The organism is Alloyangia pacifica (assembly GCF_900116195.1).
Classification (GTDB): domain Bacteria; phylum Pseudomonadota; class Alphaproteobacteria; order Rhodobacterales; family Rhodobacteraceae; genus Salipiger; species Salipiger pacificus.
The window spans coordinates 89,843-102,021 of record NZ_FOZW01000001.1 but is presented as its reverse complement, the minus strand read 5'-3'; the positions used below and the strand labels follow the sequence as shown (position 1 = coordinate 102,021).

Below are 12,179 nucleotides of genomic sequence, written 5' to 3'. Positions count from 1 at the left end.
TCAGTGGCCTCCTTTCTTGGAGGAGATCATGGCATTGCGCACATGGCTCGAAAGCTGGTCGAAGACGACGATGGTCAGGAAGAGCAGCAGGAAGATCGCCGCCGCCTCGTCGAAGCGGCCCTTGCCCCAGGCCATGGCGTTGCGCAGCTCGTAGCCGATACCCCCGGCCCCGACGAAGCCGAGGATGGCGGAGGCGCGGATGTTGATCTCGAAACGCAGCAGCGCGTAGCTGAAGTAGTTGGGCGAGACCTGCGGCACCACGCCCAGCCACATGCGCTGCAGCCAGGTGGCCCCGACCGAGGAGAGCCCCTCGACCGGCTTGAGGTCGGCGTTCTCGTTGACCTCTGAGAAGAGCTTGCCGAGCGCGCCTGCGGTGTGCAGCGCGATCGCCAGCATGGCGGGCACCGGCCCGCCACCCAGCACGAAGATCAGCACCAGCGCCACGACGATCTCGGGCACGGCGCGCAGGATGTCCATGAACCGGCGGAAGACCGGGATCAGCCGCGGCCAGCGCGCCAGCCCGCGGGTCGAGAGCAGCGACAGCACGATGGCCCCGGCGGCGCCGAGCAGCGTCGAGACCGCGGCGATGTTGATCGTCTCGACCAGCGCCGGGAAGTAGCGCACCAGGTGGCCGGGCAGCCGGTCGAGCTTGGGCAGCGTGTCGGCGATCACGTCGGCGGGAAAGTCGAATATCTGCGGCAGTCCGCTCCAGAAGCCGCCCGCGTTGCGCTCGTCGGCCAGCATGAAGCCGGAGATCATCAGCAGCGCGAACAGCGCGAGGGTCAACCCGCCGTAGAGGCGCCTCTGCGCCATCAGGGCCATGTAGTGGCCGCGCGGATCGTGGGGGGCGTCGGGGGTCTGGGTCATCGAAACGTCCTGCGGGCGGCAGGCCGGCCGATGCGCATCGCCGCGATCTGCGGCAGCCTCATCGGACCCCGGCCTTCCGGTAAACGAAAAGGGACCCCGCGCATCGGCAGGGTCCCCTCGGATCGTGCGATCAGTTGATCTTCGAGCGGCGTGCCGCGACGATCGACTCGTACTCGGCGTGGGTCACCGGGATGAAGTCCTTGGCGTCGCCCGCTGCCACGCCATAGGCGCAGTCGGCATCTTCTTCCCAGAGGTTGGCGGTCAGCTCGGTGACGGCGTCCTTGACGTCCTGCGGCAGCGCCTTGCGGATCACGAAGGGGCCCTCGGGGATGATGTTCGACTGCCAGATTTGCACCAGGTCGTTCATGTCGACGAGGCCCGCATCCACGGCCTTGCGCAACGCGCCCGAGTTGTAGCCGTCTTCCCAGTTGCCCTGGCCGTCGGCCCAGGTCACGCCGCCGTCGACGTCGCCGTTGTTGACCGCGACGATGGTCTGCTCGTGGCCGCCGGTGAAGACGACATCGCCGAAGTAGGTGCCCGGGGTCATGTCGTAGCCAGCTGCCGCGATCTCGATCGAGGGGATCAGGTAGCCCGAGGTCGAGTTCGGGTCACCGAAGCCGAAGTTTTTGCCCTTCAGGTCCTCGAGCGAGGTGATGCCGCTGTCGGCACGGGCGAAACCGATCGAGTAGTAGCCGATCGAGCCGTCGAGGTTCTGCTTGACCAGCACCGGCTCGACCGCCTCGGGATCGGCGATATAGGTGCCGGCGTAGGAGGAGGCGCCCATCCAGGCCGCGTCGATGGTGCCGCCGAGCAGGCCCTGCATCACGCCGTTGTAGTCGGCGGGGGTGAAAACCTTCACCTCGACGCCGAGTGCTTCGGCGATCTTGTCGGCGAAGCACTGGTTCGAGGTCATGCGGTCCTGGGCGTTCTCGCCGCCGAGGATGCCGAGGCGGAACTCGGTGATCTCCTGTGCCTGGGCGGCGCCCACGAGCACGGTGCTGGCCAGAGCGGCTGCGATCAGTTTCTTCATCTTCTGTCCCTCATTTCAAGAATTTGGCATCTCAGGAATTGGGCCCGTCCCGATGGGCCCGGGTGATCAGACCGCGACTTCCGCAGCCCGGATTTCCGCCGCGACCACGGGGTCGCGGATCTCGGTGGAGGTGGCGTTCTCCGAAAAATCGGCACCCGCCCCGTAGATGTCGCGCGCCACGCCGGTGGTCAGCTGCGCCGGGGTGCCGTCGAAGACGATGCGCCCGTCGCGCATGCCGATGACCCGGTCGCAGTAGCGCCGCGCGGTATCCAGCGTGTGCAGGTTGGCGATGACCATGCGCCCATCCTCGTCGTGGATGCGCCGCAGGTCGTCCATGACCAGCTGGGCGTTCATCGGATCGAGCGAGGCGATGGGCTCGTCGGCGAGCACCACCTTGGGATCCTGCATCAGCGCCCGGGCAATGGCGACGCGCTGCTGCTGGCCGCCGGAGAGCGCCTCGGCGCGCTTGGCCGCATGGGCCGCGATGCCGAGCCGCTCGAGAATGTCGATGGCGCGGTGGATGTCCTCGCGCGGGTAGAGGTTGAACATCGTCGCCAGCGTGCCCCGCCGGGCAAGCGTGCCGTGCAGCACGTTCGACACCACGTCCATGCGCGGCACCAGGTTGAACTGCTGGAAGATCATCGCGCAATCGGACTGCCAGCCACGCTTTTCCGCGCCCTTGAGCTGCAGCACGTCGCGGCCTTCGAAGATCAGCCTGCCCTCGGTCGCATCGGTGAGCCGGTTCATCATCCGCAGGAAGGTCGACTTGCCGGCGCCGGAGCGGCCGATGATCCCGATCATCATCGGGCGGTCGACCGTGAAGCTCGCATTGTCCACGGCGGTGTTCGCGCCGAAGCGCTTCGTCAGATGTTCGACGGTAAGCATGGTTCCCCCAGACTGTCCGAGGCGGCTTGTCACCCCCGACCGTATCGACGCTGTGACGCACAGGATTCGGTTCGGTGTCATTTGGGTGAAGCTTTGGTGACAGGCGGTTCGGAGGGCGAAATCTCCAGGTTTGGTCGCGCATTACGCCCGAATTTCGCGCATTTGGCCGCAGCCATCGCGCTGCGTCTGCGCTGAGGTCGCGCGCAACGGCTGCCCTTGGGGCATTGCCCTTGGCCATCAAGGATGGTCTATGTCCGTACAAAAGCCCGCACGAGACTGGAACCCGCACCGTGCCAACGACACCTCCCGTGGCCCCCACCCCGATCACCCGCCTGACCGGCCTGCTGATGGTGCTCATCACCTGCCTGGTGATCGTCCAGGAATGGCATCTCACCGGTCCGCTCGACGGGCTGGTGGTGCCGGCGGTCACCCTGCTGGTGGGCCTGCTGACGCTGCAGGTCGCCCCCGGGCGGCGGCTCTTCGTGGCCACGGCGGTGCTGCTCGGCCTCGCGCTGGTCTGGCGGGTTGCCGACTGGCAAAGCGTGCTGCTCGATGCCTTCCATTCCGCCGCCTTCATCGCCGCCTTCTTCGCCGCGCTCGCCACGTTGCGCAGCGCCGCGCAGCAGGCCGCCTCGATCCGTGCCGCGGGCAACTTCCTGGCGCTGCAGCCGCCCGGCCGGCGCTACCTTGCGCTGACCCTCGGCGGGCAGGCCTTTGCGCTGCTGCTCAACTACGGCGCCATCGCACTGCTCGGCAGCCTCGCCACCGCCGCGGCGCAGGACGAGCCGGATGCCGAGATCCGCAGCCACCGCACCCGCCGCATGCTGCTGGCGATCCAGCGCGGTTTCGTCGCCTCGCTGCCCTGGTCGCCTATGTCCTTCTCCGTGGCGATCACCACCGCGCTGATCCCCGGCACCAGCTGGGGCTCGGTGGTTCTGCCGGCGCTCGGCACCTCGGCGCTGATCACCCTCACCGGCTGGGCGCTCGACACGCTCTTCAAGCCGAAACTCTCGCATCCGCCCGCCCCGCGCGCCGCACCCGAGGGCAGCTGGGCGTTGATGACTCCGCTGCTGGTGCTGCTCGGCCTGCTCGTGGTGTCGGTGCTGATCCTGCAATCGCTCACCGGGCTGCGGATCATCGCGATCGTCCTGCTGGTTGTGCCGATCATGGCCACCGTCTGGGCGCTGCTGCAACGCCGCAAGGGCGGCGCCCCCCTGGGCGAGCGCGCCGCGGGCTTCGTCTTCCGCGAGCTCCCTGCCTACCGCGGCGAGGTCACGCTGCTGATGATGGCGGGCTTCATCGGCACCGTCGGTGCGCCGTTGCTGGCACCCCTGGTCAAGGCCTCGGGCTTCCACCCGGAGGACCTGCCGCCGGCGCTGGTCCTCGTCAGCTTCGTCTGGATCATCCCGCTGCTGGGCCAGCTTGGCATGAACCCCATTCTCGCGGTCACGCTGATTGCACCGCTGGTGCCCCATGCCGACCAGCTGGGCGTGCCGCCCGAGGTCATCGTGGTTTCGATCACCGCCGGCTGGGCGCTCGGAGGCATCAGCTCGCCCTTCACCGCCACGACGCTGCTGATCGGCAGTTTCGGCAACGTCAGCGCCCGCCATGTCGGTCTGCGCTGGAACGGCAGCTACATGCTGTGCATGCTCCTGCTGCTGTCGGCCTGGGTGCTCGTGCTCGGCTACCTGCTCAATTGACCCCCGCCCGTTTCCCCATCGAAAGACCTCTCATGACGCTTGCGACCACCCCGCCCATCTTCGACGGCCACAACGATCTGCTGCTGCGTCTGCTGGGCGGCGCGGTCACCGCGCGCGGCGTGACCAACGGTCTCGGCAGCGGCCACATCGACCTGCCGCGCGCGCAGGCGGGCGGCTTCGGCGGCGGTTTCTTCGCGATCTTCGTGCCGAGCCCTGCCACGTCGGGCGACAGCATGGCGGCGATGAGCCTGCCGCAGTACGACCTGCCGCTGCCCGAGATGATCCCCCAGCCCGAGGCGCTGGACACCACCTGGCGCGGCGTCGAGGCCTTCGAAGCGCTGGCCGCCGCTGGCGCCATCACCCCCTGCACCACCGCAGCCGAGATCGAAGCCGCGCTCGGCGGACCGAAGATGGCCGCCGTGCTGCACCTCGAGGGCGCCGAGGCGATCGGCCCCGACCTCGAGGAACTGCACGCGCTGCACGCCCGCGGGCTGCGCTCGCTGGGACCGGTCTGGTCGCGCCCGACGATCTTCGGGAACGGCGTGCCCTTCCGTTACCCGGCGACCCCGGACATCGGTGAGGGCCTGACGGAGGCCGGCAAAAGGCTGGTCAGGGAATGCAATGCGCTCAAGGTGATGATCGACCTGTCGCACCTCAACGAGAAGGGCGTGGACGATGTCGCCGCGCTTTCGGACGCGCCGCTGGTCGCCACCCACTCCAACGCCCATGCGGTGACCACCCACGCCCGCAATCTCACCGACCGCCAGCTGGCGATGATCGCCGAGAGCGACGGCATGGTCGGGATCAATTTCGCCACGGCCTTCCTGCGCCCGGACGGGCGGATGGACCCGTCGTGCAGCCTCGACGAGGTACTGCGCCACCTCGACCACCTGATCGGGAAGCTGGGCGAGGACCGCGTCGGCTTCGGCTCGGATTTCGACGGTGCGACGGTGCCCGAGGGGATCACCGACATCGCCGGGCTGCCCAACCTGCGCGCGGCAATGACCGCCCATGGAATCGACGCACCGCTGATGGAAAAGCTGTGCCACGGCAACTGGCTGCGCGTTCTGCGCAAGACCTGGGGCGCCTGAAGGCGGCTTGAGAGGCGCGGATCACCGCGCCTCCGCCCGCCTTCCATATGTTCCAAATATCCCGGGGGTCCGGGGGCAGCGCCCCCGGCTCTCTCCTGTCCGGGCAGTGCGCTCCTGCGCATCGGGCACCCCTGTCCGCCCGCACCGTCTCTGCGGTCCCCGTCGCCTCAGCGGCCAGCAAGGGAATCGGATACTGCCGACAGAGATACGGGGCGCTTCGACGGTCTGCGGGGCAGCGACTCTGATCCGGTGGTGGTGGTACGGTAGTGACCTGCGCCCGCCCCCCCGTGCCGTGACGGCGCAGCCAGCGGCATTGGGCGAAACGAGCGCGCCCTGCAGGGCGCGCTGAGGGCAGCGAACGCCGGCCCCGCCGCGCCATGATCACGCGATATGGAGCTAGGCTTCCCCCCAGGCGCGGGCGATCTGCCGCGCTGCCGCCTCGGGGTCGGACTGGCCGCAGATCGCCGAGACCACCGCCACGCCCTGCGCGCCCGCCGCCTTTGCCTGTGCCGCGTGAGGGGCCTTCAGCCCGCCGATCGCCACCGCCGGCACCGGGCTCACCGCCACCTGCGCCGCGAGGCCCTCCCAGCCCACGGGCTGCCTGTGGTCGGGCTTGGTCGGCGTGGCAAAGACCGGCCCCGCCCCGATGTAGTCGACGACGCCGGGGTCGACCGCCCGCGCAAGTTCGGGGCTTTCCACCGAGAGGCCCAGCAGCATCTCCGGCCCGACCAGCGCCCGCGCCTCGGCGGGGGACATGTCGCCCTGCCCCACGTGCAGCCCGTCGGCAGCGATCTGCCGTGCCGCCTCCACGTCATCGTTGACGATCAGCAGCGCGCCCGACCCCGCCAGCGCCGCCTTCAGCGCCCGCCCGGTCGCGATCCTCTGTGCGGTGCCGCCCTGCTTGTCGCGGAGTTGCACCATGGTGGCGCCGCCGCGCACCGCCAGCCGCGCCGTCTCGACCATGCCGATCCCGGCGCAAAGGCCGGGATCGAGCACCAGGTAGACCGACAGGTCAAAGCGCCTCATGCCGCATCTTCCAGCACGCGCAGCTCGGCCCCGGCATCCAGCGCCTCGGGCGCCAGATTGTGCAACGCGTCGAGGAAGCGCGGCGCGAAGCTGCCCGGCCCGGTTGCCCCCTCATGTGCGTGGCTGCCCGCCACGGCGTAATGCGAGAGCGCTGCGACCGTGGCCTCGAAGGGATCGCCGCCCAGCCCCACGTAAGCGCCACAAAGACAGGTGAGCGAACAGCCAAGCGCGGTGTTCAGCGGCATCCACGGCGAGCCACCACCGATCCGCACGGCTCGGCTGCCGTCGGTGACGAAATCCACCGCGCCGGTAACCGCCACCACGCCGCCGGTCTGGCGGGCCAGCGCGCGGGCAGCTGCCTCGGCGACTTCCACCCCGTCGCGCCCGTCGACGCCCTGCCCACGGCTGGTCTCGCCCGCCAGCGACAGGATCTCCGAGGCATTGCCGCGAACCACCGTCGGCTGCCGCGCCAGCAACTCCGCCGACACCCGCCGCCGCAGCCCGGTCGCCTGACAGGCCACCGGGTCGAGCACCCAGGGCTTGCCCGCCGCCTGCGCCCCGGCGATGGCGGCCCGCATCCCCTCGACGAAGGGACCGGACAATGTGCCGATATTCACTGTCAGCGCATGGGCGAGGCCGGCGAACTCGCCGGCCTCCTCGGCGTCAGAGACCATGGCCGGGGAGGCCCCCGCCGCCAGAAGCACGTTGGCGGCGATGTTCATCGCCACGTAGTTGGTGATGCATTGCACCAGCGGATTGGTCTGGCGCAGTTCCTTCAGCAGGGCGCCAGAGGTCATGTCTCGTCCTCCTTCAGCGGCAGGTAAAGCGCGCCCCCTTCGCGGAACTTCTCGGCCATCTTCGCCATGCCCTCCTTCTGGGCCTCGGCGCGGATGTCGTGGCTGATCCGCATCGAGCAGAACTTCGGCCCGCACATAGAGCAGAAATGCGCCACCTTATGCGCCTCCTTGGGCAGGGTCTCGTCGTGCATCGAGCGGGCGGTGTCGGGATCGAGCGCGAGGTTGAACTGATCCTCCCAGCGGAACTCGAAACGGGCGCGGGAGAGCGCGTCGTCGCGGATCTGCGCCGCCGGGTGTCCCTTGGCGAGATCGGCGGCATGGGCGGCGATCTTATAGGTAATCACCCCGACCTTCACGTCGTCGCGGTCAGGCAGGCCAAGGTGCTCCTTCGGCGTCACGTAGCAGAGCATCGCCGTGCCGAACCAGCCGATCATCGCCGCGCCGATGCCGGAGGTGATGTGATCGTAGCCCGGCGCGATGTCCGTGGTGAGCGGCCCGAGCGTGTAGAAGGGCGCCTCGCCGCAGGTCTCGAGCTGCTTGTCCATGTTCGCCTTGATCTTGTGCATGGCCACATGGCCCGGCCCCTCGATCATCACCTGGCAGTCGTGCTTCCACGCCACCTGCGTCAGCTCGCCCAGCGTCTCGAGCTCGGCGAACTGCGCCTCGTCGTTTGCGTCGGCGATGGAGCCGGGGCGCAGACCGTCACCCAGCGAGAAGGACACGTCATAGGCCCGTGCGATCTCGCAGATCTCCTCGAAGTGCTCGTAGAGGAAACTCTCGCGGTGGTGGTGCAGGCACCATTTGGCCATGATCGAACCGCCCCGGCTGACGATCCCCGTCACCCGGTTCACGGTCATCGGGATCATGTGCAGCCGCACGCCCGCGTGGATGGTGAAGTAATCCACCCCCTGCTCGGCCTGCTCGATCAGCGTGTCGCGGAACACCTCCCACGTCAGATCCTCGGCGATGCCGCCGACCTTTTCCAGCGCCTGGTAGAGCGGCACCGTGCCGATGGGCACCGGGGAGTTGCGCAGGATCCAGTCGCGAATGTTGTGGATGTTGCGCCCGGTCGACAGGTCCATGACCGTGTCGGCGCCCCAGCGCGTCGCCCAGACCATCTTCTCCACCTCTTCGGCCATCGAGGAGGTCACCGCCGAGTTGCCGATATTGGCGTTGATCTTCACCAGGAAGTTGCGGCCGATGATCATCGGCTCGAGCTCGGGGTGGTTGATGTTGGCGGGGATGATGGCGCGGCCCCGGGCGATCTCGTCGCGCACGAATTCCGGCGTCACATGGTCGGGGATCGAAGCCCCCCAGTCCTGCCCGTCCCGCTCGAGCTTGGCCATGGCGGCCTTGCGCCCGAGGTTCTCGCGGATGGCGACGAATTCCATCTCGGGCGTGACGATGCCGGCGCGGGCATAGGCCAGCTGGGTGACTGCCTTGCCGTCGCTGCCCCGGCGCGGCGCGTGGCGCACCGGGAACTCGGGCACCAGCCGCGCGCCCTCGGCAAAACCGTTGTCCTCGGGCTTCACATGCCGGCCATCGTAGCTCTCGGTGTCGGCACGGGCGTCGATCCAGCCCTCGCGCAGGCGCGGCAGTCCGTGGTCGATCGCGATCTCGGCGGCGGGATCGGTATAGGGGCCGGAGCTGTCGTAGACGGTCACCGGCGGCTCGCCGGCGGACGGGTGCAGGTCGATCTCGCGCATGGGAACGCGGATCTGCGGGTGGAGCGTGCCTTCATGCCAGACGCGGCGCGACGCGGGCAGCGGCCCGCAGGTGACTGTTGGAGTAAGGTCTTTCATCGGTCGGAGCCTCCAAGCTCGAAGCGGTGGAGACCCAGTTCCGGTGCGTGAATGGGGTGACGCTGCTGCGGGCAAGGCGCGGGTGCGCCCCGCATCTCCTATCCGCAAACACGGGGCCCAGAGCCCCCGGCAACGCCAGTGCACCATCCCTACGCCAGTATGAACTGGATCAGGTTCGTCGGGTCACTGCGCTGCGCGGACGCCAGCAGAATCTCAGCCCCTTGTCGGGACCCCCCGGGTGAGTTCGGGCACACTGCGGCGAGTCGGGGCGGGCGTCAAGGTGCGGCCTCTACCCGGCGGAGCGCGGGCGGCACGGCGTTGTTGAGTATTTTTGGAAAGATGAAAGCGATGCCGGGCCGGCTTCACCAGAAAAGAAAGGCGGCGCCGCATGGCACCGCCCCTGTTTTCTTTTGTCAGAGTTGAGGCGCGCCTCAGACCGCTTCCAGTGCGGCCTTCACGTCATCGGGGGCGCCGACGTTGCGCAGGGCGGCACTGCGCTCGATGCGCTTGACCATGCCAGACAGCGCCTTGCCAGCGCCGATTTCCCAGAACTCGGTGACACCTTGCGCCACCATGTATTCCACCGACTCGCGCCAGCGCACCGAGCCGGTCACCTGCTCGACCAACAGCTCGCGGATGCGGGCGGGATCGGTGACCGCCTCGGCGATGACGTTGGCGACCAGCGGCACGCTCGGGGCCTTGATCTCGACCTCGGACAACGCGCCAGCCATGACCTCCGCGGCGGGGGCCATCAGCGCGCAGTGGAAGGGCGCGCTCACCGGCAGCAGCAGCGCGCGTTTGGCGCCCTTCTCCTTGGCGATGTCGAGCGCCCGCTCGACCGCGGCCTTGTTGCCCGAGATCACCACCTGCGACGGGTCGTTGTCGTTGGCCGCGGCGCAGACCTCGCCCTGCGCGGCTTCTTCGGCCACGGCGCGGGCGGTGGCGAGGTCGAGGCCGAGCAGCGCCGCCATGGCCCCCATCCCCACGGGCACCGCCTGCTGCATGGCCTTGCCGCGGGTGCGCAGCAGCTTGGCGGCATCGCCGACGCTCAGCGCACCGGCGGCAGTCAGCGCCGAATACTCGCCGAGCGAGTGGCCAGCGACGAAGCTGGCGGCGCCGATCTCGATACCCTCCGCCTCGAGCGCGCGCATGGCGGCAAGCGAGGTCGCCATCAGCGCCGGCTGGGCGTTCTCGGTGAGGGTGAGCGTCTCGATGTCACCCTCCCAGATCAGCGACGAGAGGCTCTCGCCCAGCGCCGCGTCCACCTCGTCGAAGACGGCTTTCGCCGCGGGGTAGGCCTCGGCCAGTGCCTTGCCCATGCCGATGGTCTGCGCCCCCTGGCCGGGGAAAATGAAGGCTCGCGTCATGATCGTCTCTCCTAAGGCTCGCGCCGCCGCGTTTTGGCGCGCTTTGGCGCGCAGTCCTAGCGCCAAGCGCCCCCCCGCGCAACGCCCGGTGCCAACAGCCTGTCTTTCCGGCGCCGCACCCGGCAGGCCCTGCCGCGGGCGCCTATCGCGCCGGGGCCGATGCAACAAATGCCTACCCCGAAGTCAAAGCCACCTTTATCAGCCCGCCGATATCGACGTAAGAGGGGCGCGTGGGGACGCGTGCCCCCGCCAACGAGGAGACCCGACCGCAATGACCCTGCTTAGACGTACCGTCCTGGCATTTGCCGCGGCCACCGCCCTGACCCCGGCTACCGTATTTGCCCAAGACGCCGGAAAGGCGCCGATCCTGATCGGAGAGATCAACCATTTCAAACGAATGGCCGCCTTCGCCGAGCCCTATCGCAAGGGCATCGAGCTAGCCGTCTCCGAGATCAACGAGGCCGGCGGCGTGCTGGGCCGTCCGCTGGAGTTCATCTTCCGCGACGACCAGGGCGATCCCGCCGAGGCGGTACGCATCGCCGAGGAGCTGATGACCCGGGACGGAGCGGTCATGCTGACCGGCACGATCCTCAGCAACGTCGGCCTCGCGATCAGCTCCTTCGCCGCCGAGAAGCACTATGTCTATCTCGCCTCCGAGCCGCTGGCCGACACGCTCGTCTGGGGCTCGGGCAACCCCTATACCTTCCGCCTGCGCACCTCGACCTGGGTGCAGGCGGCGATGCTGGCCGAGAAGGCCGCCACCACCGACGCCATCCGCTATGCCACCATCGCGCCGAATTACGCTTATGGCACCGAGGCAGTCGAGGCCTTCAAGGCCAACCTCAAGCGGCTCAAGCCCGAGGTCGAATTCGTCGCCGAGCAATGGCCGCCGCTGTTCAACATCGACGCCGGCGCCGAAGCGCAGGCGCTGGAGCGCGCCAAACCCGACGCGATCTACAACGTCACCTTCGGCACCGACCTGGCCAAGCTCGTGCGACAGGGCACCGACCGCGGCCTCTTCGACGGGCGTGACGTCTACGGGCTGCTGACCGGCGAGCCGGAGTATTTCGAGCCGCTCGGCGACGAGGCACCCGAGGGCTGGTTCGTCACCGGCTACCCCTGGTACGACTTCGCCGAGGGCACCCCCGGCGGCGCCTTCGTCACGGCCTACGAGGAGATGTTCGGCGAGACCCCGAAGAACGGCAGCAACGTCGGCTACCTGACCGGCCTGTCGGTCGCCGCCGCCATCGAGAAGGCGGGCAGCACCGAGACCGAGGCGATCCGCGCCGCCTTCGAGGATCTAGAGATCCCGGGCACCCCCGTCGGCCCGCTGCGCTACCGCGCGCTCGACAACCAGTCGACGCTGGGCGCCTTCGTCGGCACCACCGCGCTCAACGACGCGGGCGAAGGCGTGATGGTGGACTGGGAGTACAAGGACCCCATGCCCTACATGCCCTCGGACGACGAGATCCGCGAGATGCGCCCCGCCGAGTAAGCGTCGCCCCGGGGGAGGCCGCGCAGCCTCTCCCTTTCATCTTTCCGCAAATACTCCGGGGTGAATTGGCCGCAAGGCCAAGAGGGGCAGAGCCCCTGTTTCCCCGGCCAGCCGAGCCC

General features: G+C 68.8%; 10 protein-coding genes and 1 riboswitch. Of the genes, 3 read left to right on the top strand and 7 right to left on the bottom strand.

What is annotated here, in order from left to right; all coding sequences use genetic code 11:
• The 3 genes from phnE to phnC form a co-directional block, all read right to left on the bottom strand.
• Positions 1–867, bottom strand: coding sequence for a phosphonate ABC transporter, permease protein PhnE (gene phnE, locus BM397_RS00465; RefSeq protein ID WP_092426634.1), 867 nt, complete (start codon positions 865–867; stop codon positions 1–3).
• Between the two features lie 130 nt (positions 868–997).
• Positions 998–1,897: a phosphonate ABC transporter substrate-binding protein gene (phnD, locus tag BM397_RS00460; RefSeq protein WP_092426636.1), complete on the bottom strand. Its 900-nt coding sequence runs from the start codon at positions 1,895–1,897 to the stop codon at positions 998–1,000.
• A 66-nt stretch (positions 1,898–1,963) separates the two neighbouring features.
• The gene (phnC, locus tag BM397_RS00455; RefSeq protein WP_092426640.1) at positions 1,964–2,782 is read right to left on the bottom strand and encodes a phosphonate ABC transporter ATP-binding protein; all 819 of its coding nucleotides are present in this window, start codon (positions 2,780–2,782) and stop codon (positions 1,964–1,966) included.
• Between the two features lie 308 nt (positions 2,783–3,090).
• Here phnC and BM397_RS00450 point away from each other — a divergent pair, with 308 nt between their 5' ends.
• Both BM397_RS00450 and BM397_RS00445 read left to right on the top strand, forming a co-directional pair.
• Positions 3,091–4,482 (top strand): hypothetical protein, encoded by a 1,392-nt coding sequence (locus tag BM397_RS00450; RefSeq protein ID WP_342707621.1) that lies wholly within the window; start codon positions 3,091–3,093, stop codon positions 4,480–4,482.
• 32 nt (positions 4,483–4,514) lie between these two features.
• Complete coding sequence (locus tag BM397_RS00445) at positions 4,515–5,573, top strand: dipeptidase (RefSeq protein WP_092426642.1); 1,059 nt, start codon at positions 4,515–4,517, stop codon at positions 5,571–5,573.
• Positions 5,574–5,969: 396 nt separating this feature from the next.
• Here the strand turns inward: BM397_RS00445 and thiE are convergent, their stop codons facing one another.
• The 4 genes from thiE to fabD form a co-directional block, all read right to left on the bottom strand.
• Positions 5,970–6,599, bottom strand: a complete 630-nt coding sequence (gene thiE, locus BM397_RS00440) for a thiamine phosphate synthase (protein WP_092426644.1) — start codon at positions 6,597–6,599, stop codon at positions 5,970–5,972.
• The gene (thiM, locus tag BM397_RS00435) at positions 6,596–7,396 is read right to left on the bottom strand and encodes a hydroxyethylthiazole kinase (RefSeq protein ID WP_092426646.1); all 801 of its coding nucleotides are present in this window, start codon (positions 7,394–7,396) and stop codon (positions 6,596–6,598) included. The genes thiE and thiM overlap by 4 nt, the downstream gene beginning before the upstream one ends.
• The gene (gene thiC, locus BM397_RS00430; RefSeq protein ID WP_092426649.1) at positions 7,393–9,198 is read right to left on the bottom strand and encodes a phosphomethylpyrimidine synthase ThiC; all 1,806 of its coding nucleotides are present in this window, start codon (positions 9,196–9,198) and stop codon (positions 7,393–7,395) included. Before thiC ends, thiM begins: the two co-directional genes overlap by 4 nt.
• A gap of 128 nt (positions 9,199–9,326) precedes the next feature.
• A riboswitch (TPP riboswitch) is annotated at positions 9,327–9,445 on the bottom strand.
• A 184-nt stretch (positions 9,446–9,629) separates the two neighbouring features.
• Positions 9,630–10,565 carry an ACP S-malonyltransferase gene (fabD, locus tag BM397_RS00425; protein WP_092426652.1) on the bottom strand — a complete coding sequence of 312 codons (936 nt, stop codon included), beginning with the start codon at positions 10,563–10,565 and terminating at the stop codon, positions 9,630–9,632.
• A gap of 271 nt (positions 10,566–10,836) precedes the next feature.
• Here fabD and BM397_RS00420 point away from each other — a divergent pair, with 271 nt between their 5' ends.
• Positions 10,837–12,060, top strand: coding sequence for an ABC transporter substrate-binding protein (locus BM397_RS00420; protein ID WP_092426654.1), 1,224 nt, complete (start codon positions 10,837–10,839; stop codon positions 12,058–12,060).
• Positions 12,061–12,179 lie beyond the last annotated feature (119 nt).

Coding starts and splice junctions, on each gene's coding strand:
- phnE (WP_092426634.1), bottom strand. CDS start 867: ATGACCCAGACCCCCGACGCCCCCCACGATCCGCGCGGCCACTACATG.
- phnD (WP_092426636.1), bottom strand. CDS start 1,897: ATGAAGAAACTGATCGCAGCCGCTCTGGCCAGCACCGTGCTCGTGGGC.
- phnC (WP_092426640.1), bottom strand. CDS start 2,782: ATGCTTACCGTCGAACATCTGACGAAGCGCTTCGGCGCGAACACCGCC.
- BM397_RS00445 (WP_092426642.1), top strand. CDS start 4,515: ATGACGCTTGCGACCACCCCGCCCATCTTCGACGGCCACAACGATCTG.
- thiE (WP_092426644.1), bottom strand. CDS start 6,599: ATGAGGCGCTTTGACCTGTCGGTCTACCTGGTGCTCGATCCCGGCCTT.
- thiM (WP_092426646.1), bottom strand. CDS start 7,396: ATGACCTCTGGCGCCCTGCTGAAGGAACTGCGCCAGACCAATCCGCTG.
- thiC (WP_092426649.1), bottom strand. CDS start 9,198: ATGAAAGACCTTACTCCAACAGTCACCTGCGGGCCGCTGCCCGCGTCG.
- fabD (WP_092426652.1), bottom strand. CDS start 10,565: ATGACGCGAGCCTTCATTTTCCCCGGCCAGGGGGCGCAGACCATCGGC.
- BM397_RS00420 (WP_092426654.1), top strand. CDS start 10,837: ATGACCCTGCTTAGACGTACCGTCCTGGCATTTGCCGCGGCCACCGCC.